Here is a 23,287-nt window from a genome sequence, read left to right on the forward strand (position 1 = left end):
GCGTCGTGCCGGTGGATCAGGTGGTCTGCTGACGCTTGGGGTCGTCCCGGGCGTCGAGCTGGATCTCCTTGTCCGCACGCGGCACGCCGTCCTTGAGCTCCTTCGTCCGCTCCATCTCGGAGTCGAGCTCGATGCCGAACAGCAGGGCGAGGTTGATCAGCCAGAACCAGATCAGGAAGATCACCACGCCGGCCAGCGCCCCGTAGGTGGCGTTGTAGCTGCTGAAGTTCGCCACGTAGAAGGCGAACAGCGCGGAGGCGACGACCGCCACCAGGATGGCCATGCCAGCACCGGGGCTGACCCACTTGAAGCCGCGCAGCTTGGCGTTGGGGGTGGCGTAGTACAGGACGGCGATCATCAGTGCGAGCACCACCAGGATGACCGGCCACTTCACCCAGGTCCAGACGGTGAGCACGGTGCTGCCCAGGCCGAGCGCCTGGCCGACGGCGTCGACCACCGGGCCGCTGAGCACCAGCATCGCCAGGATCAGGGCGGCGAAGAGGATGCCGATCAGCGTGATCAGCAGCTGGAGGGGCTTGAGCTTCCAGATCTTGCGGCCCTCGCGGGTCTCGTAGACCACGTTGGCCGCGCGGGTGAAGGCGCCGACGTAGCCCGAGGCCGACCAGATGGCGCCGAACAGACCCAGCACCAGGCCGAAGCCGGCCGCGCTCGGACTGCCGGCGACCTGCTCGATCACCGGGTTGAGCGTGTTGGCCGCCTGCTCGGGCACGACCTCGGTGAGCGCGGTGGTGAGCTCTTCCGGGTCGGTGAGCAGGCCGATGATGGACGCCAGCGCGGTGAGCGCGGGGAAGAGCGCGAGCACGCCGTAGTAGGTGAGCGTGGCCGCCCAGTCGGTGAGCCCGTCCTCGCTGAACTCCTTGGCGGCTCGCTTGAGCGTCCCGCCGGTGCTCGTGCTGGTGTCCACGCCGGTGGGCGCGAAGTCGGCCCGCTCGTGCGTGATGTTGTCGTCGCCCGGGGCGATGTCCCCGCCGTCGCGGTCGTCGGTCGGGTCGCGGTCGTCGGTCGTGTTGCGGCCCTCGTGGGGGGTTCGTGCACTTGCTCCGGCCATCGGGGCCTCCGGTGATCGACGCGGGCTGGGTCGGACCGTGGGTGCCCCGGCAACAGCCGTCGCACGCCTGGTGGCGTGGAATTCCGGATCCGGTGGGTTCCCGCTGGCCTGCGCCGTGACCACGCGCCGCACCGTCACCGGATCGTGACCAGGCAAACAGGTTCCGGAGGGTTCGCAGCCCGCCGGGGCGGGCAGAGGAGCATCGGACCTGAGTCGCCGGGAGGTCGCCGGCGGGCCCCGAGAGAGATGTGGAGTGACAGATGGTGTTGTGGCCAGCGTTGAGCCTGATCGGGTTCTTGGCCCTGACGGCCCTGGTGATCGCGATGGGCACGCAGTCCACCGCACGGTACGAGGCAGAGAAGCGCGCGTCCTCCAGGCCGCTCGGGCGGGCCGCGACGACGGAGTCCCGCTCCCCGCGCCCTGCGAACGCCGTCTCCTGACGCACCCGGGGAGGCCGGCCGGCCTGCCCGAACTGCCGCACCACGGCGGTCCTCCTCCCGGAGGGCCGCCGTCGTCGTGCCCGCAGGTGGCTGTCGCCACGCGCGGGCGGCCGCTCAGCTGAACCAGTCGCCGCGCATGTCCAGCACCGTGGTGTCCAGCGAGGCCAGCAGGGCCAGCTGCGGGCCGACCTTCGGCAGCTCCCAGCGCTGGAAGTACCGCGCCGCCTGGCGCTTGCCGGCGTAGAAGTCGCCCTCCCGGCCCTCGGTCGCCAGGGCCTGCTCCAACCACAGCCAGCCGACGACGACGTGGCCGGCCGCCTCGAGGTAGACGCTGGCGTTGGCCAGCGCCACCTGCGGGTCGCCCTGCCCCCACAGCGTCGCGGTGACCGCCCCGAGCTGCTGCACCAGACCGTCGAGCTGCTCGCCCAGGTCGGCCCACTGGGTACCGGCCGCCCGCGCGGTGGTCGCCGCGATCGTCTCACCGAGCAGCGCCAGGCCGGCCCCGCCGGACATGACGACCTTGCGACCGAGCAGGTCCAGCGCCTGGACGCCGTGGGTGCCCTCGTGGATGGGGTTGAGCCGGTTGTCCCGGTAGAACTGCTCGACCGGGTAGTCGCGGGTGTAGCCGTAGCCCCCGTGCACCTGGATCGCCAGGTCGTTCGCGGCCAGACACCACTGCGAGGGCCAGCTCTTGGCGATCGGGGTCAGCATCTCCAGCAGCAGGTGCGCCCGGGCGCGTTCCTCCTCGGTCTCCGCCGTCCGCTCCTCGTCGACCAGCCGGGCGCAGTAGAGCCCCAGCGCCAGCCCGCCCTCGACGTAGGACTTGCCGGCCAGCAGCATCCGCCGGACGTCGGGGTGCTCGATGATCGGCACCGGCGGGGCTGCCGGGTCCTTGCCCGACAGCGGCCGGCCCTGGGTGCGGTCGCGGGCGTAGTCGACGGCGTGCAGCCAGCCGGTGTAGCCCAGCCCGGTGGCGCCCATCCCGACGCCGATCCGCGCCTCGTTCATCATGTGGAACATGTAGGTCAGGCCCCGGTGCTGCTCGCCGACCAGGAAGCCGACGGCGCCGGGTCGCCCGCCGGGGGTGTGCACGCCCTCGCCGAAGTTCAGCAGGGTGTTCGTCGTCCCGCGGTAGCCCATCTTGTGGTTCAGGCCGGCCAGCACGACGTCGTTCCGCTCGCCGAGCGACCCGTCCTCCTCGACCAGGAACTTCGGCACGATGAACAGCGAGATGCCCTTCACGCCCGCCGGGCCCCCGGGCACCTTGGCCAGCACCAGGTGGACGATGTTCTCGGTCAGCTCGTGGTCACCGGCCGAGATCCACATCTTGTTGCCGGTCAGCCGGTAGCTGCCGTCGTCCTGCGGGACGGCGCGGGTGGTGATGTCGGCCAGCGACGACCCGGCCTGCGGCTCCGACAGCGCCATCGTGCCGAACCAGCGGCCCTCGGCCATCGGCGGCACGTAGGTCTGCACCTGCTCCGGGGTCGCGTGCGCGACCAGCAGGTTCGCGTTGGCCATCGTCAAGAAGGGATAGGCCGAGGTGCCGATGTTGGCGGCCTGGAACCACACGTGCACCGCCTGGTTCACCACCGCCGGCAGCTGCAGCCCGCCGAGCTCCTCGGGCAGCGCGGCGGCGTTCATCCCCGCCTCGGCGAAGACCCGCAGCGCGGCCGCCACCTCCGGGATCAGCACCACCGTGCCGTCGACGACGTGGGGTTCGTTCTCGTCGGCCTTGCGGTTGTGTGGGGCGAACTGCTCGGTGGCGATCTGCTCGGCCAGTTCCAGGACGGCGTCGAACGTCTCCCGCGAGTGCTCGGCGTACCGCTCCCGCTTCGTCAGCGTCTCGACCTGCAGCCACTCGTGCAGCAGGAACTCGAGGTCGCGGGGGGACAGGACGAGCGACGAGCGCACGGGAGCTCCTAGGACGACGGCGGTGTCGGCGGGGCGGAGGACCGACCCCCTGCCAGGTTAAGCGCCCGGCGGTGGTCACCGGCGGTGCTCGGTGACCAGCGTCGGGCGGTCGGCGTGCAGCGTGTCGCACTGTCCGGGGTTGGCCGCCCCGCGGAGCCGGGTACCCGCGCGCCATGCCCCTTTCAGACATCCTGGCCCGGGCGGCCGGGCTGGCCTCCGAGGCCGGCAGCGGCGCGCTGAAGCAGCTCCAGCACGTCCGGCTCCCCGGGGTCGGTCAGGCCTCGGCCACCGACGACCCGCAGACCGCCGCCCGGCGCTGGCGAGCGGTTACCGTGCTGACCGATCCCGATCAGCTGCGCTCGGCGACCCCGGCCCCCCTGACCAGGTTCGGCGATCGGGTGGAGATCCGGGTGACCCCGGCCCCGGGAGGCCGCGGGGCCGAGCTGGCCGCCCGTTTCCGCGAACCCGTCGGCGAGGACGACCTCGGCGAGCTGCGGTCGGCGCTTCGCGAGACCAAGCAGCGGACAGAGACCGGCGAGGTGCTCCGGAACGAGCCGCAGCCGCACGGCCACCGCGCGCAGACCCCGCAGGGCAAGGCCTTGGACGGGATGGACGAACGAGCAGCGAAGGAAGGTGTGCTGTGAAGGCCGCGACCTGGACCGGCGTCAACGAGGTCTCCGTCGAGGAGGTGCCCGAGCCGACGCTGCTCAACGACCACGACGTGATCCTGAAGGTCACGCAGTCGGTGACCTGCGGGTCGGACCTGCACCTGCTGGGCGGCTACATCCCGTTCATGCGCGCCGGCGACGTGCTGGGCCACGAGTTCATCGGCGAGATCGTCGAGGCCGGGCCCGCCGTGCGGCACCGCAAGGTCGGCGACCGTGTCGTCGGCGCACCGTTCGCCGCCTGCGGGAACTGCTGGTACTGCAAACAGGAGGAGTACTCCCTCTGCGACAACGGCAACGCGAACCCCGGCATCACCGAGGGGCTGTGGGGGCAGAGCCCCGGCGGCTGCCTCGGGTACTCCCACGCCATGGGCGGCTACGCCGGCAGCCACGCGGAGTACATCCGGGTGCCCTACGGCGACGTCGGCACGTTCGTCGTCCCCGAGGGCATCGACGACACCCGGGCGCTGTTCGCCTCCGACGCGGCCTCGACCGGCTGGATGGGCGCCGACCTCGCCGGCACGAAGCCCGGCGACGTGGTGGCCGTCTGGGGCGCCGGCGGGGTGGGCCAGATGGCGGCGCGGGCAGCGATGCTGCTGGGTGCCGAGCAGGTCTTCGTCGTCGACCGCGTCCCCGAGCGGCTGCAGCAGGTGCGCGAGCACGTGGGTGCCGAGGCCATCGACTACTCGAGCACCGACGTCCTCGCCGAGCTGCGCGAGCGGACCGGTGGCCGCGGGCCCGACGTCTGCATCGAGGCGGTCGGCATGGAGGCGCACAGCTCCGGCGCCGCGGGGGTCTACGACCAGGTCAAGCAGCAGCTGCGGCTGCAGACCGACCGGCCCACCGCCCTGCGCGAGGCGGTGATGGCCTGCCGCAAGGGCGGCAGCCTGTTCACCCTCGGGGTCTTCGCCGCCATGGTGGACAAGTTCCCGCTGGGCGCGGTGATGAACAAGGGCCTCACCCTGCGCGGGGCGCAGGTGCACGCCCAGCGCTACATCCCCGAACTGCTCGAGCGCATGGAGCGGGGGGAGCTGACCACCGAGCACCTGGCCACCCACGTGATGCCGTTGAGCGAGGCGCCCCGCGGCTACCAGATGTTCAAGGACAAGGAGGACGGCTGCGTGCGGGCCGTCTTCACCCCCGGCAGCTGACCCGGCCCGTCCCCGGCCGTGCGAGGCTGGGGACGGGCCCGGCACCGGGCTCCCGGACGAGCACGCCGTACCCGGACAGCGACAAGACGGTGTACCAGGAGGCCCGGTGTACTGGCTCGTCCTCGTCCTCTCCGGCGTGCTCGAGGCCGTCTGGGCCACCGCGCTCGGCCGGTCGGAGGGCTTCACCCGCCTGGGCCCGACGGCCGTCTTCGCGGTCGGCCTCGCCGGGAGCATGGCCGGGCTGGCCTACGCGATGCGCGGCCTGCCCATCGGCACGGCCTACGCGGTCTGGGTGGGCATCGGCGCGACGCTGACCGCCGGCTGGGCGATGTGGTCGGGGGACGAGCAGTTCTCCGTCGTCCGGGTGCTGCTGCTGGCCGGGATCGTCGGCTGCGTCGTCGGGCTGAAGCTCATCCACTGACCGCACCCGCTCTGCACGCGTCCCGGGCGCTCTGCACGCGCCGCAGCACGTGCAGAGCGCCCGGAGAGCGTGCGATGCGAGCGGTCAGCGCCGTCCGCGGGCCCCGCCGGGCAGGTGGTCGGCGGGGACGCTGTCCAGCCCGGTCGGCTGGTCCCCGGCCGCCTCGTGGCGGCCGGCCGGAGCTCCGACCCCGGGTGCACCGGCCGGGTCGTCGTCCAGCCGACGGTCGGTGCGGTCGGCGTCGTCGACCGGTGGCTCCACCGACGTCGGTGCCGCGGCGCCGGCCGCGTGCGCCGCCGCCGTGTTCGGGTCGTCGGTGACCTCCCGGGCGCCGGCCTGCTGGGCCTGGATCCCGGACTGCGTCCGCAGCGCCAGCTGGGGCAGCAGGAGCAGCACGAAGAAGCCCAGCGCGACCACGCCGGCGGCGATCAGGAACACCATGTCGATCGAGTCGGCGAAACCGGTCTTGAACGGCAGCGCCACGGCGCTGGGCAGCTCCTGGATGAAGGAGGTGTCCGACAGGTCGGCGGCGTTGCCCGCCGCCGCCTGCAGCTGTGGCGCCAGTTCCGGGTCCGCCGCGGCGGCGTCGGAGACCGCGCGGCCGATGTCGCTGGGCAGCCGGGTGAACAGCACCGAGAGGAAGACCGCCGTCCCCAGGGTGCCGCCCATCTGGCGGAAGAACGTCACCGAGGAGGTGGCGACGCCGATCTCCCGCGGGCTCACCGCGTTCTGCACCGCCAGGATGACCGGCTGGAAGTTGAAGCCCAGGCCCAGCCCCATCAGCGTCATGAAGGGGAACATCAGCGGCACCGGGGTGTCCGCTCCGACGATGAAGGACAGGGACACCAGTGCGGTGACGATGAAGACCACGCCGACCAGCGGGAACGCCTTGTACTTCCCGGTCCGGGCGATGACCTGACCGGCGATGATCGACCCGGCCATGATCCCCATGACCAGCGGGATCATCTGCAGCCCGGCCTCGGTCGGGCTGGAACCCTGCACGATCTGCAGGTACTGGGGCAGCAGCAGGATGCCGCCGAACATGCCCGCGCCCAGCACGATGCTGCTGAGGCTGGTCACCGCGAAGGTGCGGTTGGCGAACATCCGCAGCGGCAGCAGGGCGTCGTCCCCGTAGGCCCGCTCGGCGAGCACGAAGAGCACGAAGCCGAGCGCGGACAGGGCGTAGCAGACCAGTGCCCCGGTGCTGGCCCAGCCCCACGTGCGGCCCTGCTCGGCGACGATCAGCAGCGGCACCAGGAAGGTGATCAGCGCCAGCGCGCCGGGGACGTCGATCCGGTGCTCGCGCTTGGTGTGCGGCAGGTGCAGGACCTTGAAGACGACGGCGAACGCCAGGATGCCCAGCGGCACGTTGACGTAGAAGATCCACCGCCAGCCGGTGATGCCCAGGATCGTGGACTGGCCGGCGAGGAACCCGCCGATGACCGGGCCGAGCACGCTGGAGGTGCCGAAGACGGCCATGAAGTACCCCTGGTACTTCGAGCGCTCCCGCGGCGGCACGATGTCGGCGATGATCGCCAGCGCCAGCGACATCAGGCCACCGGCGCCGATGCCCTGGATCGCCCGGTAGACGGCCAGCTGGTACATCGTGTCGGCCAGGCCGCACAGCATCGAGCCGAGGACGAAGACGGCGATCGCGAACAGGTAGAACGGCCGGCGGCCGTACATGTCGCTCAGCTTGCCGTAGAGCGGCGTGGTGATCGTCGAGGTGATCAGGAAGGCCGTGGTCGCCCACGCCTGCAGGTCGTAGCCGTTCAGGTCGTCGGCGATCGTGCGGATCGCCGTGGACACCACGGTCTGGTCCAGCGCGGCGAGGAACATGCCGAGCAGGAGGCCGCCCAGGATCGTCATGATCTGGCGGTGGGTGAACGCCCCGGACTCGTCGGGCGCCGCCGCGGCGGCCCGGGCGGTGCGGCGTTCGGCTCCCGTCGTGCGGTCGCTGGTCTGGGTCATCGGTCCTTCTCCTCCTCGCTGTCGTCCCCGGCGCTGCCAGCGGGGGCGCCCAGGGTCGGGAGGTGGTCGGTGAGGTCCTGCACGAACCGCTGCAGCGCCGCGGTGAAGGAGTCCAGCTCGGCCGGGGTCCACCCGGCGGTGGCCGTGGCCAGGTGGGCGTTGCGCTCCTCGCGCAGCCGCTCCATGGCGGCCTCGCCGGCCGGGGTGACGATGAGCCGGCTGGCCCGGCCGTCCCGCTCGTCGGCCACCCGGCGGACGAGCCCCTGGTCGACGAGGAGCGTGACGTGCCGGCTGACCGTCGAGGGGTCGGCGTGCACCACCTCGGCGAGCGCGCCCTGACGGAGCGGGCCCAGCCGGGTCAGCGGGAACAGCAGCACGTGCGCCGCCCGCTCCCGGGCGTCGGGGCCGGACTCGTCGGTGGCCAGCGACTTGAGCGCGTGCATCACCCGCATCAGGCGGGCGAGCTCGTCACCCAGGACCGCCTGTTGGTCTGGATGTGGGGCGAGGTCGGTCACGAGCGCTCCGGGGGACGCGGTGGGCTGAGCAGCGCGACGGTGCGCCGGAGGAACAGTTGCACGATACAAGCCGTTGCGCGATACACGCAACCAGTTGTGCTCTGCACTGGATCCGCTGCCTGCGGTCGCGGCCGCGGAGGTGAGACCCTGGGGAGTCGTCCCCCTCTTCAAGGAACTGCGAGCACCCCGTGACCACCCCGCACGACGACCTCCGGTCCCGGCTGTCCGCACTCACCCTCGCCGACGAGCACCGGCTCCGCCGACGGCTCGACGGCACCCGGCGCACCAAGGACCCGGCGGCCCGAGCCCGCCAGCACGAGCAGGTCGCCGCGGACGTCGCCGCCGCCGAGGAGCGGATCGCCCGCCGCCGCGCCGCCGTCCCGGTGGTCAGCTACCCGGAGGAGCTGCCGGTCAGCCAGCGCCGCGAGGACATCGCCGCCGCGCTGCGCGACTCCCAGGTGGTCGTGGTGGCCGGCGAGACGGGCTCGGGCAAGACCACCCAGCTGCCGAAGATCCTGCTCGAGCTGGGCCGCGGGGTGCGCGGCCGGATCGGGCACACCCAGCCGCGCCGGCTGGCCGCCCGCACGGTGGCCGAGCGGATCGCCGAGGAGATCGGCTCCCCGCTGGGCGACGTCGTCGGCTGGAAGGTGCGGTTCACCGACGAGGTCGGCGACCGCACGCTGGTCAAGCTGATGACCGACGGCGTCCTGCTGGCCGAGGTGCAGCGCGACCGGATGCTGCGCCAGTACGACACGATCATCATCGACGAGGCCCACGAGCGGAGCCTCAACATCGACTTCCTGCTGGGCTACCTCGCCCGGCTGCTGCCCCGCCGCCCGGACCTGAAGCTGGTCATCACCTCGGCGACCATCGACGTCGACCGGATCGCCAAGCACTTCTCCGGCCACCAGAATGGCCATCTTGGTGGTGACGACGGGGGCGGCACAGAGGTGCCGGTCGTGGAGGTCAGCGGGCGCACCTACCCGGTCGAGGTCCGCTACCGCCCGGTCATCGACCCCGACGACGCCGACGCCGACCCCGACCGCGACCAGGTGTCGGCGATCGTCGACGCCTGCGCCGAGCTGGTCGCCGAGGGGCCGGGTGACGTGCTGGTGTTCCTGGCCGGTGAGCGGGAGATCCGGGACACCGCCGAGGCGCTGGCCGGGACGACGGAGCGCAACGGCACGCCCATCGACGTCCTGCCGCTCTACTCCCGGCTGTCGGCCGCCGACCAGCACAAGGTCTTCCAGGCGCACACCGGCCGCCGCATCGTGCTGGCCACCAACGTCGCCGAGACGTCACTGACGGTCCCCGGCATCAAGTACGTCGTCGACCCCGGCACCGCGCGGATCTCCCGGTACAGCCATCGCACGAAGGTGCAGCGGCTGCCGATCGAGCCGGTCAGCCAGGCCTCGGCCCGGCAGCGGTCGGGCCGGTGCGGGCGCACCAGCGAGGGCATCGCGATCCGGCTGTACACGGAGGACGACTACGACGCCCGGCCGGAGTACACCGACCCGGAGATCCTGCGCACCAACCTCGCCTCGGTGCTGCTGCAGATGGCCTCGCTCGACCTCGGCGACGTCGCCGACTTCCCGTTCATCGACCCGCCGGACAGCCGGGCGGTCGCCGACGGGCTGGCCCTGCTGACCGAGCTCGCCGCCCTGGACGGCGAGGGGAAGCTCACCGAGACCGGCCGTGCGTTGGCCGCGCTGCCGCTGGACCCGCGGATCGCCCGGATGGTCGTGGAGGCCGACCGGCGCGGGGTGCTGGAGGAGGTGCTGGTCATCGCCGCCGGCCTCACCGTGCAGGACGTGCGGGAGCGCCCGGCGGAGCACCAGCAGGCCGCCGACGAGCTGCACAAGCGCTTCGCCGACGAGACCTCCGACTTCCTCGCGCTGCTCAACCTCTGGCAGTACCTGTCGGAGCGGGCCGAGGAGCTGTCGGGCAACCAGTTCCGGCGCACCGTCAAGAAGGAGTTCCTGCACTACCTGCGGATCCGTGAGTGGCAGGACCTGCACGGCCAGCTGCGCAGCACGGCCCGCCGGCTGGGCATGACCACCGGCTCGCTGGCCCCCGCCCCCGACGAGCGGGGCGTCACCGCGTCACTGCTCGCCGGGCTGCTCTCCCAGGTCGGGATGCAGGCCGAGCCGGTCAAGGACCGCAGCGGCAAGCCCGGCCGGCCCGGCCGGGAGTACCTGGGCACCCGGAACACCCGGTTCGTGATCGCCCCGGGCACCCCGCTGGCCAAGAAGCCGCCACGCTGGGTGGTCGCCGCTGAGCTGGTCGAGACCAGCCGGCTGTTCGCCCGCACCGTCGCCCGGATCGACCCCGAGGTGGTCGAGCGGCTGGCCGATCACCTGGTGCACCGGCAGTACAGCGAGCCGCGCTGGGACGCCAAGCGCGGTTCGGTCGTCGCGACCGAGCGGGTCACCCTCTACGGCCTGCCGCTGGTGGTGGGCCGGCGGGTGCAGTACGGCTCGATCGACCCGGTGGTCTCCCGCGAGCTGTTCATCCGGCACGCCCTGGTGCAGGGCGAGTGGACGACGCACCACCGGTTCTGGGCGGAGAACCAGGCCGCCGTCGAGCGGGTCGCCGAGCTCGAGGAGCGGGCCCGCCGGCGCGACATCCGGGTGGACGACGAGACGGTGTTCGAGCTCTACGACGCCCGCGTCCCGGCCGACGTCGTCTCCACCCGGCACTTCGACCGCTGGTGGAAGGAGGCCCGGCGGACCCGGCCGGACCTGCTCACCTTCACCCCGGAGATGCTCACCAACGCCGCGGCGGCCGGCCAGGTGCAGGCCGAGGACTACCCGGACGAGGTGCGGCTGACGCAGGGGCTGACCCTGCCGTTGTCCTACGCCTTCGCCCCGGGCGCGGTCGAGGACGGCGTCACCGTCGACGTCCCGCTGGGTGTGCTGGAGACCCTCGCCGCGACGTCGGGGGAGTCGCTGGCGTTCACCGTGCCCGGGCAGCGGGCCGAGCTGGTCACCGAGCTGCTGCGGTCGCTGCCCAAGCAGCTGCGCCGTGGCCTGGTGCCGATCCCCGACCGGGTGCGCGAGGTGCTGCCGCACATCGACCCCACCGAGCCGCTGCTGCCGGCGCTGGAGCGCGAGCTGCGCCGGGCGACCTCGGTGGTCGTCCCGCCCGACGCCTGGCAGCCGGCCGAGGTGCCCGCCCACCTGCGGGCGACCTTCCGGGTGCTCGACGACCAGCAGCGTCCGCTGGCCCAGGGCAAGGACCTGACCGCGCTGCGGGCCGAGGTGGCACCGCACGCGCGGGCCAGCCTTGCGCGGGCGGCCTCCACCTACGAGCGCACCGGCCAGACCAGCTGGACCTTCGGCGACCTGCCGGCGACCGTGGAGGTGCAGCGCGGCGGGCACGTGGTCACCGCGTACCCGGCGCTGGTCGACGAGGGCGCGACGGTCGGCGTCCGGGTGGTGGCGACCCAGGCCGAGGCGATCCGGCTGGGCTGGCGCGGGGCGCGGCGGCTGCTGGTGCTGGTCGCCGGGGCACCGGTCAAGCAGGTGGTCAAGGGGCTGGGCCCGCGCAGCCGGCTGGCGCTGCAGTTCAACCCGGACGGCGAGATCCCCGACCTGGTGGCCGACTGCGTGGACGCCGCCGCCGACGAGCTCATCGCCGCGGCCGGTGGGCCGCCGCGCACCGAGGCCGCGTTCACCGCGCTGGTCGCCTCGGCGCGGGAGCAGCTGCTGCCGCTGACCTCCGACGCCGTCCGCCGGGTGGAGGCGGTGCTGACCCAGGCCCGCGAGGTCGCCATCGCCATCGGTGCCGCACCCGGACGCCGGGTGCCGGAGGCGGCGATCGCCGACCTGCGCGCTCAGATGGGCGGTCTGCTGCACCGCGGGTTCGTCGCCGCCGCCGGGCGGCGCCGGTTGCCGGACCTGGTGCGGTACCTGACCGCGATGGCCCACCGGCTGGAGAAGCTGCCGGCCAACGCCGCCCGCGACCAGCTGTGGACCGCGCAGGTCGCCGCGGTGACGGCCGAGTACGCGCAGCTGCGTGCCGCCGCGCCGCCGACCGGGGCGCCGGACGACCCGGTCACCCGGGTGCGCTGGATGATCGAGGAGCTCCGGGTGGGGCTGTTCGCGCAGACCGTCGGCACCCCGCGGCCGATCTCCGAACAGCGGGTCTACAAGGCGATCGACGCGATCAGCGCCTGAAGCAGTGCCCCCCTGCCCCCCCGGCAGGGGCCGAACGGCCCAGGGGAGCCGTGGGGCTCAGGTCGGGTCGGTCGTCTCCCGGAGCAGGGCGGAGATCCGCTGCCTGGTCACGCCGAAGAGCGCGGCGATCCGGTTGATGCTCACGTCCTCGGCCTGGAGGGCGGCCGCCTGCTCGCGCCGCCAGGCGTGCCCGGCGGTGGACAGCACGCCCAGCACGGTGCTGATCCGCTCGACGATGAGCGGGCGCGCCTCCGAGCCGACGACGTCGAGCCACGGCAGGCCGGATGCACGTGCGGCGAGCAGCGCCTCGGCCCGGGCCTTCGCCTGCTCGAGCTGGACGGTGCAGGAGTCCAGTTCGCTCAGCAGGGTGCGCAGGGCGCGGGCGGCGTCGTCCTCGGGCGGTTCGCCGGTCTCGGTCACGCGGTCGCCCCTCCGGGTCCGTGGACCCGGGTCCGTCGAGCCGGGTGATCAATTGGACACTACCGGACTGAACGGGTGTTGCACGCAACGGCCGTTGCGCTTGCCGACTCCCGATGGGATGGTGGTGCGCCTGCCAGTTGCCCGCAACTGGACATCCTGCCGAGAAGAGACGACATGTCCTCCTTCACCGCGAGCATCGACCTGCCGTCCCGGGCGAGCAGCGTCCCGCTGGCCCGTCGGCTGGTCCGCGACGTGCTGCACACCTGGCACGCCCCGCAGGACCGGGAGGACGCCGAGCTGCTGGTGGCCGAGCTGGTGGCCAACGTCGTCGACCACGCCGGCGGGGGCGTGCTGACCCTCGAGCTCGGCCTGGCCGGTGCCTGGCTGCGGATCGGGGTCGTGGACGGCTCGGCGGTGATGCCGGTGGTCCGGGCGCTGTCGCTCACCGAGGAGCGGGGGCGGGGGATGCGGCTGGTCGCCGCTCTGTCGGACCGCTGGGGGGCCGAGGAGCACCGGGACGGCAAGCGCGTGTGGTTCGAGCTCGCCCCCGCCGGGGTGGGGGAGCCCGCCGAGCTCTGACCGCCGCTGGTTTGCCGTCCCCGCGTCACGGGGACGGTCGAGGGGACCGCGATCGTCAGACGAAGGAGTCGTCGCATGAGTGAGCCCACCAGCCACACCGAGCCCGCCGGGCAGGGTCTGTCCGACGAGGAGATGGTGGAGACCGTCGCCGGGCAGACCGACAGCGCCTCCGAGAACGCCGACACGGCCGGCAAGGACTGGAACGGCGAGGCCGCGGACGCCCCGCAGTCGGACGCGGCGACCGACCCGTCGGCCTGACCCGGTAGGTCTACCCCGTCTGCGACGCCGTCCTCGCCTCGCCAGCGTCCAGGACGGCGTCGCGCGCGGCACCCCAGCCCGCCCGGAGCATCGGCGCCAGCAGCGCGATGAGCAGCAGCAGAGGCCAGGTCCACCCGCTCGTGAGGTCGTGCAGGGCGCCCAGCACCACCGGGCCGGTGGAGGCCACCAGGTAGCCCAGGCACTGGGCGACGCCCCCCAGCCGGGCGGCCACCAGCGGGGTCGGGCTGCGCAGCACGATGAGGGTCAGCGCCAGGGCGAACCCGCCGCCCTGGGCCACGCCGAAGACGGCCACCCAGACCAGCGTGCCGCTGGCCGGGGCGAGCAGCAGCCCGCCCAGCCCGACGGCGTACGCGGTCAGCACGCCGGCCACCAGGGGGCGTTGGTCGGCCATCCGTCCGGCCGCGGCCGGCACGAGCAGCGCCCCGACCGCACCGGTCACGTTCGAGGCGGCCAGCAGCAGCCCGCCCTCCCGGACCGGGACACCGGCGTCGGCGAGCAGGGTGGGCAGCCAGGCGGCGAAGGAGTAGAACTGCACGCTCTGCAGGCCGAGGTAGGCGGTCACCTGCCGGGCCAGCGGCTGCCGCAGCAGCGACCACGCCCCGGCACCGGTCTCCGTCGTCCGCGGCGGGGTGCCGCGCACCCCGGCCACCGGCAGCCAGAGCACCAGCCCGACGACGGCCAGCACCAGCCAGGAGGCGAGCGCCACCCGCCACTCCACGCCCAGCGCCACGCCCAGCGGCACGGTGAGCCCCGCGGCGGCAGCCGCCCCGATGTTGAGCGAGGCGGTGTAGGCGCCCATCACGGCGCCCGGGCGGGTGAACTCCCGTTTGACGTAGGCCGGCATCAGCACGTTCGCGATGGCGATCGCCGCGCCGGCCACCAGGCTGCCGGCGTAGAGGAGCGCGACCGGGGACAGCAGCCGCAGGGCGATGCCGACGGCCAGCAGCGCGAGCGAGGCGGCCACCGCCGTCTCCAGCCCGATCCGGCGGGCCAGCCGTGGGGCGAGCGGGGCGAACGCGCCGAAGCAGAGCACCGGCAGCGCGGTCAGCAGACCGGCCAGCGCACTGCTCAGGCCCGTGTCGGCCCGCAGCTGGCCCAGCAACGGGGCCACCGCCACGATGGCCGGCCGCTGGCTCAGCGCGACGACGACGATCGCGGTGACCAGCAGCAGCGCCGCGCCCCGCGAGCGAACGGCCCGCGGGGCGGACTGGTTCACCCGGCGGGGGTCAGCATCCCGGCGCCGACGGTGGCGTTGGTCGCCTCGTCGATCAGGATGAACCGGCCGGTGACCCGGTTGCGGTGGTAGTCGTCGATGAACAGCGGCTGGGTGGTGCGCAGCCGCACCCGGCCGATGTCGTTGAGACCCAGCTCGGTCGCGTCGGCCTCCCGGTGCAGGGTGTTGACGTCCAGCCGGTACTGCAGGTCCTTGACCATCGCGCGCACCGTGCGGGTGGTGTGCTTGACGGCCAGCCGCATCCGCGGGGTCAGCGGGGTGTCGGCCATCCAGCAGACCAGCGCGTCCAGGTCCTGGGTGACCTGCGGGGCGTTGTGCGGGCGGCAGATCATGTCGCCGCGGGAGACGTCCAGGTCGTCGGCCAGCCGCACGGTCACCGACATCGGGGGGAACGCCGCCTCCACCGGTCCGTCGGGCCCGTCGATCGCGGTGATCGTGGTGGTCAGCCCGCTGGGCAGCACCTGGACCTCGTCGCCGGGGCGCAGCACGCCGGCACCGACCCGGCCGGCGTAGCCGCGGTAGTCGTGGAAGGCGTCGGACTGCGGCCGGACCACGTACTGGACCGGGAACCGGGTGTCGACCAGGTTCCGGTCGCTGGCCACGTGCACGTGCTCGAGGTGGTGCAGCAACGAGGTGCCCTCGTACCAGGGGGTGTTCACCGACCGGGTCACCACGTTGTCGCCCTGCAGGGCCGAGATCGGGATGACGGTGAGGTCGGGGACCTCCAGCTTGGTGGCGAACGCGGTGAACTCGTCGCGGATGCCCTCGAAGACCTCCTCCGACCAGTCGACCAGGTCCATCTTGTTCACCGCGACCACCAGGTGCGGCACCCGCAGCAGGGAGGCGAGGAAGGCGTGCCGGCGGCTCTGCTCGACCATGCCCTTGCGGGCGTCGACCAGCACGATCGCCAGGTCCGCGGTCGAGGCGCCGGTGACCATGTTCCGGGTGTACTGCACGTGCCCCGGCGTGTCGGCGAGGATGAACGTGCGCCGCGGGGTGCTGAAGTAGCGGTAGGCGACGTCGATCGTGATGCCCTGCTCGCGCTCGGCGCGCAGGCCGTCGGTGAGCAGCGCCAGGTCGACGTAGTCGCCCCGGCTGGCCCGCGCGATCGCGGCGTACTGGTCCTCGAACACGGCCTTGCTGTCGTACAGCAGGCGGCCGATCAACGTGCTCTTGCCGTCGTCGACCGAGCCGGCGGTGGCGATCCGCAGGATGTCCTTGCGGGCGTGCGCGATCTCCGCGGCTGCCTCGGCAACGGCGGAGTGGACGTCGATGGGTGCGTCGGTGGAGGTCATCGGGCGGCCTCTCCCCTGTCTCGTCGGAGGTCTCGCTGGCGGGTGCCGCCGAGGTGGCGGACGCTGGGGCCCACGTCCACGGAGAGGTGACGGTGTTCGTCTTCGCTGCCGCAGTGCCCGCGCTCATGGTCGTGGTGCTCGGCTACGTCATCGGCTACGCCGTCACCGAGTGGGCCAGCGTCCTGCTCGACTCGGCGTTCGGTGCGCCGCTGGGCCCGGGCGTGCCCGAGGTGGTCGGCTGGCTGACCGGGCTGGTGCTGCTGGGCGTCGTCGTCCGGGTGCTGGTCGACCGCCGCCGGCGCCTGCGGCGCTCGCTGCGCCGGGCTCGCCTGCACGGGCAGCAGGCCGAGGTCGAGCGGCTGGAGGCCGCGCTGGCCGCGCGTGCCCGGCGCCATCAGGACCGCCATCAGAAGTAGCCCTCCTTCTTCCGGTCCTCCATGGCGGCGTCGCTGACCTTGTCGTCGCCGCGGGTGGCGCCACGCTCGGTCAGCCGGGTCACCGCGATCTCGGCGATGACCTCCTCGACGTCGGTGGCGGTCGAGCGGACGGCAGCGGTCAGGTTGGCGTCGCCGACGGTGCGGTACCGCACGCTCTCGCGCAGCACCTGCTCGCCGTCCCGGGGCGTGATGAACTCGTTGACCGCGTAGAGCATCCCCTGGCGGTCCACCACGTCCCGCTCACGGGCCAGGTACAGCTGCGGGATGGGGATCTCCTCCTGGGCGATGTAGCCCCAGATGTCCAGCTCCGTCCAGTTGGACAGCGGGAACACCCGGATCGACTCACCGAGGTGCGTGCGGCCGTTGTAGAGGTCCCAGAGCTCGGGGCGCTGGTTCTTCGGGTCCCACTGGCCGAACTCGTCGCGGAAGGAGAACATCCGCTCCTTGGCCCGGGCCTTGTCCTCGTCCCGCCGCGCGCCGCCGAACAGGGCGGTGAAGCCGTGTTGCTCGACGGCGTCCAGCAGCACGGGGGTCTGGATCCGGTTGCGCGACCCGTTGGGCTCCTCGCGCACCGTGCCGGCGGCGATGGCGTCGGGGACCGAGGCGATCACCAGCTCCACGCCGAGCTCGGCGACCCGCTTGTCCCGGAACTCGAGGACCTCGGGGAAGTTCAGCCCGGTGTCGATGTGCATCACCGGGAAGGGGATCCGGGCCGGTGCGAACGCCTTGCGGGCGAGCTCGAGCATGACGATCGAGTCCTTGCCGCCGGAGAACAGCAGCACCGGCCGCTCGGACTCGGCGGCCACCTCGCGGAGCACGTGGATGGACTCGGCCTCCAGCGTCTGCAGCTGGGTGAGCCGGTGGTCGGCGATGGACACGCTGTCGAGCTCCCGAGGACGGCGGCACGCATCGCCGGCCGGCGACACGATCAGTGGGGCAACCGCATCGACGTGATGGGGATTCCCGGCACCAGTGTCCGTCATGGCCCACCCGGCCCGGGCGGGCGGTGGGCTCAGCCGGGCTGGTCGACCACCGCGGTCGCGTCCCCGGGCCGGCCGGGCGGGGTGGACCGGCCGGAGGCGTCGGTGATGGCGGAGAAGTAGGCGGCGACCTGTTCCGGACGCGGTGTGACGAAGACGCCGTGCGCCTGGACGAGCGGTTCGTCCGGGGCGGCCGCCAGCGCGATCGACCCGGAGACGGTGGTCCGGCGGCCGGAGTTCCCACCGACCGTCGCGCGCAGCACCAGCGCCGTCTCCAGCGGGACCGGACGGCGGTAGTCGAGCTCGAGCCGCGCGGTCATGCCCCAGAGCCCGGCTGAGATCGCCGCAGACCCCAGCAGCTGGTCCATCAACAGGGCGCTGATCCCGCCGTGCACGTAGCTGGGCGGACCCTCGTACGCCAGCCCCAGCGTCACCTCGCTGACGACTCCGCCGTCCTCGCGCCGGATGACCAGCGGTGGGGCCAGCGGACTGCCGACCCCGCTGACCGGGTTGAACACCCGCCGCCCCTGGGCCGGGTCGTCCAGCGCGGGCAGCTGGTCGCGGGTGCGCCGGGCCGCCGACAGCCGCGCGGTGACCTCCCGGACGGCGACGGCGGCCGCGCGCAGCTCCGCGGCCGGGACGGTCGTCGTCACCGTGGCGCCGACCAGCTCGCGCAGCGCGCTCCCCAGGTCGGTCACGGCGGTCAGCAGCTCGGCCTCGGTCGCGGTCTCCTCGATCGTCACCCGTGGATTGGACCAGCCGGTCCGGCGGCCGGCTCAGGAGGGGCTGGGCGCCTGCGGACCGGAGCGGGGCAGGTGGACGGCGAAGGTGGCGCCCTCGCCGGGGGCGGTGCGCAGCTCGACCCGGCCACCGTGCGCCTCGACCAGCGCGGCGACGATGGACAGCCCGAGCCCGGTGCCCCCGGCGGCGCGGGTGCGGGAGGAGTCGGCCCGGTAGAACCGCTCGAACACCCGGTCGGCGTCGGCCGGCGTCAGGCCGGGGCCATCGTCGCTGACCGCGACGACGAGCCCGTCGGGCTCGGTCTCGTCCTCGGCGACGCGCAGGGTCACCCGGGTGCCGGAGGGGGTGTGGGTGAGCGCGTTGGCGACCAGGTTCCCGATCACCTGGCGCAGCCGGGCCTCGTCGCCGCGCACGACGGGCACGTCGGTCAGCGAGGGGTCCAGCTGCAGGCTGACCGGGCGGTCGGGGTCGACGGCGCGGGCGTCGTGCACGGCGTCCCCGGCCAGCTCGGCCAGGTCGACCGGGGCCAGTGCCAGGGGTCGCTGCTGGTCCAGCCGGGCGAGCTGGAGCAGGTCCTCGACGAGCAACCCCATCCGGGTCGCCTCGGACTCGATCCGCTGCATCAGCCGGCCGGTGTCCTCCGGGCCGTCGACCGCACCCTGGCGGTGCAGCTCCGCGAAGCCGCGGATGGACGTCAGCGGGGTGCGCAGCTCGTGGCTGGCGTCGGCGACGAACCGGCGCATCCGCGCCTCGGAGGCGACGGCGTGCTCCTCGGAGGCCTGCTGGGCGCGGAAGGAGCTCTCGATCCGGCCGAGCATCCCGTTCAGCGCGGCCGACAGCCGGCCGACCTCGGTCCGGTCGTCGCCCACCGGCACGCGCCGGGACAGGTCGCCGGCGGCGATCGCCCGGGCGGTGTGCTCCACCTCCACCAGCGGCCGCAGGCTGTTGCGCACGACGAGGTGGCCGGCGACGCCCAGCACCGCCAGGACCAGCAGGCCGACGATGAGCTCGATCCGCACCAGCCGGCCCAGGGCGTCTTCGTCGGCGCTCAGGTCGAGTCCCAGGACGACGACGTACTCCTCGCTGACCGGGGTGCTGGGCACCCGGATCGCGCCCACCCGCCAGGTGGTCCGCCCGTCCTGCGATGCGGTGGAGATGGCGGCCGTGCCGTCGACGCCGACTTCCGTCGCGTCCAGACGGCTGACGTCGGGCAGGTCGTCGTCGTCCGGGCCCTGCACCACCGAGACGGAGTCCTCCTCGGCGTCGAGGTCCAGGCAGGCGATGTACTGGTTGCTGGGGATGCGGGGCCAGTCGCCGGCGCAGGCCTGCAGGATCCGGACCGGCTGCCCCGCCAGCTGTTCCAGGCCGGCGTCCAGCTGCTCGTCCTGCTGCTCGACCAGGTAGTCGCGCAGCAGGGAGGTGGCGGCGAAGCCGGTGGCGGCCAGCGCGGCCGCGACCAGGGCCACCATCAGGGCCACCAGGGTGACCCGCAGCGGGACCCTCGGCGCGGGGCCGTGTGCCGGCTGCGCCAGCGGCGTACTGGGGGGTGGCGGGGCCGCCGCGGTCTCCACCGCCCGGCTCCGGGCGGTCGCGGTCACGAGCCGCGGGGGAGGCGGAGGGAGTAGCCGACGCCGCGCAGCGTGTGCAGCAGTCGCGGTTCGGTGGTGTCGATCTTGCGGCGGAGGTAGGAGATGTAGGACTCGACGACGTTGGCCTCGCCGTTGAAGTCGTAGTTCCACACGTGGTCGAGGATCTGTGCCTTGGACAGCACCCGGCCGGCGTTGGTCATCAGGTAGCGGAGCAGCTTGAACTCCGTCGGCGACAGGCTGACCAGCTTGCCGGCCTTGAGGACCTCGTGCGACTCCTCGTCGAGCTCGATGTCGGCGAAGGTCAGCCGTGGCGCCTCGGTGGCCTGCTGCACGCTCTGGGTGCGACGCAGGACCGCCCGGATCCGGGCCAGCACCTCGTCGAGGCTGAACGGCTTGGTGACGTAGTCGTCCCCGCCCAGGGTCAGGCCGGTCACCTTGTCCTCGGCGGCGTCCCGGGCGGTCAGGAAGAGCACCGGGGTGTTCGTCCCCTTCTGACGCAGCCGCCGGACGACGCCGAAGCCGTCGAGTCCGGGCATCATCACGTCCAGCACCAGCAGGTCCGGCTGGAACTGGTCGGCGATCGACAGGGCCTGCTGCCCGTCCGGGGCGGTGGCGACCTCGAAGCCCGCGTACCGGAGGCTGGCCGACAGCAGCTCGCGGATGTTCGGCTCGTCGTCGACGACGAGGAGCCGCGCCTCGGGCCGCTGGGCGCCGGGCGCCGGTGAGCCGGAGCTCATGGTGGACACGTCCCCTCCCGATGGACCCTGCGGCGACGTCGTCATCACTCCAGGGTCCCGCTGGCGGCTGCGGCTGGCCTGGACGGTACCTGTGAGGAGCCTGGGGATCAGGTCGAGGAGGCCGTCGGCGCGGCGGTCAACCGGCCGGGGACATCGCGCGGCCGGCGCGCCAGTAACCGATGGCGTGATGCTGCCCCCGGCGCAGCCCCCAGCGACCCCGCAAGTCGGCGCGCACCGCGCGGACGACGGCCGACTCGGCGCCCACCCAGGCGAACAGGTCCTCACCCGGCGGGCGGGGCAGGGCGGCCACCGCCTCGACCAGCAGGGTGCTCACCCCGGGCGCCACGCCGTCCCGGTGCAGCCAGCGCACCGCGACGCCGGGCGGCGCGGTCAGTGGCTGTTCCTCCTGGGGGCCGGCCACCTCGAGCAGGACCACGCCACGGGCGTCCGGGGCAGCCGTCGCCAGGATCCGGCTGATCGCCGGGAGCGCGGTCTCGTCACCTGCCAGCAGCAGCCAGCCGGCAGGAGAAGCGCCCAGGGGAGCGGCGCTGGCCAGCCCGAGCACGGCACCGGGCGCGGCGGCCGCGGCCCAGGAGGCGGCCGGGCCGTCGCCGTGCAGGACGAAGTCGACGTCGACCTCACCGGCGGCCGGGTCCTGCCGGCGCGCGGTGTAGCTGCGCAGGGCGACGCCGTGGCTGCCCTGCGGCCAGACGATGCGGCCGTCGCGAGCCACCTCCGGCCACCGCGGGGAGCGGTCGTCGGCGCGGGGGACGAGCAAGGACATCGTGGGCCCGCAGGCGGCGACCACGGTGGCGGGGGCGGTGAGGGTCACCCGGCGGACCGCGGGTGTCACGTCGCGCACGGACGTCACGGTGAGCACGTCGACCGGGCGGACTGCGGGATCGGCTGCCCCGGCGCCTGGCGCGGCTGCCGTGGGGGCGGGTTCCTCGGTCGATGACACGAGGACCGACCCTAACGGGGCCGACCCGGCCGGCCCCGGGGGAATGGGACCAGCCGAGCCGGCGATCGTGGACGAGGGCCTCACCCACCGTGACCAGTTCATCGCACTGATCAGGGGAGACGCTGTGTGCACCCCGTCGAATGAGCACGCTACGTGACGATCTCGCCGTCGTCACCACCGTCCCCCCGGACACCCCCCGAACGGGTGACCGCCGTCGGGTGGCCGACGGTCACCCGGCGCACACCGTCGCTCGATGTGTGCGCGGCTGTCGCCACGGGCAGGCACACCGGACCGACGGTGCGAGAGGGAGGCCGGGATGGCGAAGGAGTTCTCGAAGGGCGACCACGTGAGCTGGAAGAGCCACGGTGGTACGGCTGAGGGCACGGTGCAGCGGGAGATCACCGAGGACACCGAGGCGGCCGGGCGCACGGTGCGCGCCAGTCCGGACGACCCGCAGTACGAGGTGGAGAGCGAGAAGAGCGGGGGCACCGCCGTGCACAAGCCGAGCGCACTGGAGAAGGACTGAGCGGCGCGGCGACGCCCGCACGGAGGAGGACATCGTGAGCGAGACCGAGGGCGGCTTCACTGGGAGCCGGAGCACCAAGCACAACCCGCGCCTGGACGAGGAGCTCGAGCACGAGGTCCAGGGGATGATGAAGGCCGAGCGGGCCACCCGCTCCTCGGAGTGGCGCGAGGTGGAGCCGGTCGGCGAGGACCAGCCCGACATCGACGCCGACCCGGCCGGCACCTTGGTCGGCGGGGTCCCGGAGGGCATGGACGCCGATGCGGTCGTGGCCCGGGCCGAGCTGTCCCGCTGGCTGGACCGCGCGGACTTCCCCAGCACCGGCCCGGAGCTGGTCGAGGCCGCTCGCGATCATCGGGCCCCGGACGTGGTGGCCAGCGAGCTCTCCCGGCTGCCCGAGGGTCAGGTCTACGAGCGGATCGGGGACGTCGTCCGGGCGCTGGGCTACCCGACGGAGACCTGAGCGCAGACCCGGCCAGCGACCGGCGTCGTCCCCTCGGGGGCGGCGCCGGTCGGTGCGTTCAGGAGGAGGAGTTCTCCGACTCGGCCTCCTCCTCGGCGATCTCCTCGGCACCGCGGCGCCGGAACAGCCGCGAGCCGGGGAAGCCCTTCACCACCTGCCGCATGTCCTGCACGGTCTCCACCAGGGTGTGCACGTCCGGTGCGACGTCGCTCAGGGTCAGCAGCACCGGCAGGACGTCCTCGTCGAGGTGCACGACCAGGTCGGGGAGCCGGTCGACGAGGGTGATGATCGCGGTGACCTCGTCGGTGTGCAGCTCCTCGGCGAACCGGGTCAGCGACGGAGCCAGCGCGGTCAACGCCGGGCGGTAGTCGTCCAGCAGCGGGGAGATCGCGGCGAGCAGCGCCTCGGCGCGGGCCAGTGTGCCGTCGGCGGCGCCGGCCGTGCCGCCGACCGCCTCGAGGAGCGCGTCGGCGGCGTCGGTCGACCGGCCGATCCGGGCGACGGACTGGTCCGCCGCGTCGTTGGTGACCCCGATGCGGGCGACGGCTGCGTCAGCGGCGTCGTTGGTGACGCCGATCCGGGCCACGGACTGGTCAGCGGCGTCGTTGGTGACCCCGATGCGGGCCACGGACTGGTCGGCGGCGTCGTTGGTGACCCCGATCCGGGCGACGGCTGCGTCAGCGGCGTCGTTGGTGACGCCGATCCGCTCCACGGCGCCGTCCGCAGCG

The 23,287-nt window shown here is 73.4% G+C and carries 22 protein-coding genes and 1 riboswitch; of the genes, 9 read left to right on the forward strand and 13 right to left on the reverse strand.

The window, feature by feature from the left end; all coding sequences use genetic code 11:
• Nucleotides 1-16 precede the first annotated feature (16 nt).
• Nucleotides 17-1,069 (reverse strand): YihY/virulence factor BrkB family protein, encoded by a 1,053-nt coding sequence (locus O2V61_RS12655; protein WP_269183660.1) that lies wholly within the window; start codon nt 1,067-1,069, stop codon nt 17-19.
• Between the two features lie 554 nt (nt 1,070-1,623).
• A complete protein-coding gene (locus O2V61_RS12660; RefSeq protein WP_269183661.1) occupies nt 1,624-3,420 on the reverse strand; it encodes an acyl-CoA dehydrogenase in 1,797 nt (598 codons plus the stop codon).
• A gap of 173 nt (nt 3,421-3,593) precedes the next feature.
• Between O2V61_RS12660 and O2V61_RS12665 the strand changes: the two genes are divergently transcribed.
• The 3 genes from O2V61_RS12665 (at nt 3,594) to O2V61_RS12675 (ending at nt 5,657) form a co-directional block, all read left to right on the forward strand.
• Nucleotides 3,594-4,064: a hypothetical protein gene (locus O2V61_RS12665; protein WP_269183662.1), complete on the forward strand. Its 471-nt coding sequence runs from the start codon at nt 3,594-3,596 to the stop codon at nt 4,062-4,064.
• A complete protein-coding gene (locus O2V61_RS12670; protein WP_269183663.1) occupies nt 4,061-5,236 on the forward strand; it encodes a zinc-dependent alcohol dehydrogenase in 1,176 nt (391 codons plus the stop codon). Before O2V61_RS12665 ends, O2V61_RS12670 begins: the two co-directional genes overlap by 4 nt.
• A 31-nt stretch (nt 5,237-5,267) precedes the next feature.
• Nucleotides 5,268-5,332, forward strand: a riboswitch (guanidine-III (ykkC-III) riboswitch).
• Between the two features lie 10 nt (nt 5,333-5,342).
• Nucleotides 5,343-5,657: a DMT family transporter gene (locus O2V61_RS12675; protein ID WP_269183664.1), complete on the forward strand. Its 315-nt coding sequence runs from the start codon at nt 5,343-5,345 to the stop codon at nt 5,655-5,657.
• 84 nt (nt 5,658-5,741) lie between these two features.
• Here the strand turns inward: O2V61_RS12675 and O2V61_RS12680 are convergent, their stop codons facing one another.
• Both O2V61_RS12680 and O2V61_RS12685 read right to left on the reverse strand, forming a co-directional pair.
• A complete protein-coding gene (locus tag O2V61_RS12680) occupies nt 5,742-7,628 on the reverse strand; it encodes an MDR family MFS transporter (RefSeq protein ID WP_269183665.1) in 1,887 nt (628 codons plus the stop codon).
• On the reverse strand, nt 7,625-8,143 hold the full coding sequence (locus tag O2V61_RS12685) for a MarR family winged helix-turn-helix transcriptional regulator (RefSeq protein ID WP_269183666.1): 519 nt from the start codon (nt 8,141-8,143) through the stop codon (nt 7,625-7,627). The genes O2V61_RS12680 and O2V61_RS12685 overlap by 4 nt, the downstream gene beginning before the upstream one ends.
• Nucleotides 8,144-8,331: 188 nt before the next feature.
• Between O2V61_RS12685 and hrpA the strand changes: the two genes are divergently transcribed.
• Entirely contained in the window at nt 8,332-12,321 is a 3,990-nt protein-coding gene (gene hrpA / locus O2V61_RS12690; RefSeq protein WP_269183667.1) for an ATP-dependent RNA helicase HrpA, read from the forward strand.
• Between the two features lie 57 nt (nt 12,322-12,378).
• Here hrpA and O2V61_RS12695 read toward each other — a convergent pair whose 3' ends face one another.
• Nucleotides 12,379-12,741: a hypothetical protein gene (locus tag O2V61_RS12695; protein WP_269183668.1), complete on the reverse strand. Its 363-nt coding sequence runs from the start codon at nt 12,739-12,741 to the stop codon at nt 12,379-12,381.
• 174 nt (nt 12,742-12,915) lie between these two features.
• Between O2V61_RS12695 and O2V61_RS12700 the strand changes: the two genes are divergently transcribed.
• Both O2V61_RS12700 and O2V61_RS12705 read left to right on the forward strand, forming a co-directional pair.
• Nucleotides 12,916-13,320, forward strand: a complete 405-nt coding sequence (locus O2V61_RS12700; RefSeq protein ID WP_269183669.1) for an ATP-binding protein — start codon at nt 12,916-12,918, stop codon at nt 13,318-13,320.
• A gap of 75 nt (nt 13,321-13,395) precedes the next feature.
• Complete coding sequence (locus O2V61_RS12705) at nt 13,396-13,578, forward strand: hypothetical protein (protein WP_269183670.1); 183 nt, start codon at nt 13,396-13,398, stop codon at nt 13,576-13,578.
• Nucleotides 13,579-13,588: 10 nt separating this feature from the next.
• Here O2V61_RS12705 and O2V61_RS12710 read toward each other — a convergent pair whose 3' ends face one another.
• Nucleotides 13,589-14,815: an MFS transporter gene (locus O2V61_RS12710; RefSeq protein WP_269183671.1), complete on the reverse strand. Its 1,227-nt coding sequence runs from the start codon at nt 14,813-14,815 to the stop codon at nt 13,589-13,591.
• Entirely contained in the window at nt 14,812-16,128 is a 1,317-nt protein-coding gene (locus tag O2V61_RS12715; RefSeq protein WP_269183672.1) for a sulfate adenylyltransferase subunit 1, read from the reverse strand. Before O2V61_RS12715 ends, O2V61_RS12710 begins: the two co-directional genes overlap by 4 nt.
• Nucleotides 16,129-16,220: 92 nt before the next feature.
• On the opposite strand from O2V61_RS12715, the gene O2V61_RS12720 reads away from it, so the two are divergent.
• On the forward strand, nt 16,221-16,544 hold the full coding sequence (locus O2V61_RS12720; RefSeq protein ID WP_269183673.1) for a hypothetical protein: 324 nt from the start codon (nt 16,221-16,223) through the stop codon (nt 16,542-16,544).
• Here O2V61_RS12720 and cysD read toward each other — a convergent pair.
• The 5 genes from cysD to O2V61_RS12745 form a co-directional block, all read right to left on the reverse strand.
• Entirely contained in the window at nt 16,535-17,443 is a 909-nt protein-coding gene (gene cysD / locus O2V61_RS12725) for a sulfate adenylyltransferase subunit CysD (protein ID WP_269183674.1), read from the reverse strand. The two genes, O2V61_RS12720 and cysD, sit on opposite strands and share 10 nt — an antisense overlap.
• Nucleotides 17,444-17,577: 134 nt before the next feature.
• The gene (locus tag O2V61_RS12730) at nt 17,578-18,288 is read right to left on the reverse strand and encodes a PaaI family thioesterase (RefSeq protein WP_269183675.1); all 711 of its coding nucleotides are present in this window, start codon (nt 18,286-18,288) and stop codon (nt 17,578-17,580) included.
• A 33-nt stretch (nt 18,289-18,321) separates the two neighbouring features.
• Entirely contained in the window at nt 18,322-19,884 is a 1,563-nt protein-coding gene (locus tag O2V61_RS12735) for a sensor histidine kinase (RefSeq protein WP_269183676.1), read from the reverse strand.
• On the reverse strand, nt 19,881-20,612 hold the full coding sequence (locus O2V61_RS12740; RefSeq protein WP_269184267.1) for a response regulator transcription factor: 732 nt from the start codon (nt 20,610-20,612) through the stop codon (nt 19,881-19,883). The genes O2V61_RS12735 and O2V61_RS12740 overlap by 4 nt, the downstream gene beginning before the upstream one ends.
• Before the next feature lie 136 nt (nt 20,613-20,748).
• Entirely contained in the window at nt 20,749-21,474 is a 726-nt protein-coding gene (locus O2V61_RS12745) for a siderophore-interacting protein (protein WP_269183677.1), read from the reverse strand.
• Between the two features lie 415 nt (nt 21,475-21,889).
• On the opposite strand from O2V61_RS12745, the gene O2V61_RS12750 reads away from it, so the two are divergent.
• Nucleotides 21,890-22,099, forward strand: a complete 210-nt coding sequence (locus O2V61_RS12750; RefSeq protein WP_269183678.1) for a DUF2945 domain-containing protein — start codon at nt 21,890-21,892, stop codon at nt 22,097-22,099.
• Nucleotides 22,100-22,133: 34 nt separating this feature from the next.
• Complete coding sequence (locus tag O2V61_RS12755; RefSeq protein ID WP_269183679.1) at nt 22,134-22,559, forward strand: DUF2795 domain-containing protein; 426 nt, start codon at nt 22,134-22,136, stop codon at nt 22,557-22,559.
• Nucleotides 22,560-22,617: 58 nt separating this feature from the next.
• On the opposite strand, the gene O2V61_RS12760 is transcribed toward O2V61_RS12755, so the two are convergent.
• On the reverse strand, nt 22,618-23,287 hold a 670-nt coding region (locus O2V61_RS12760), incomplete at its 5' end, for a hypothetical protein (protein ID WP_269183680.1).

This window comes from Modestobacter sp. VKM Ac-2985 (assembly GCF_026967925.1).
In the GTDB taxonomy this organism is placed as follows: Bacteria; Actinomycetota; Actinomycetes; order Mycobacteriales; family Geodermatophilaceae; genus Modestobacter.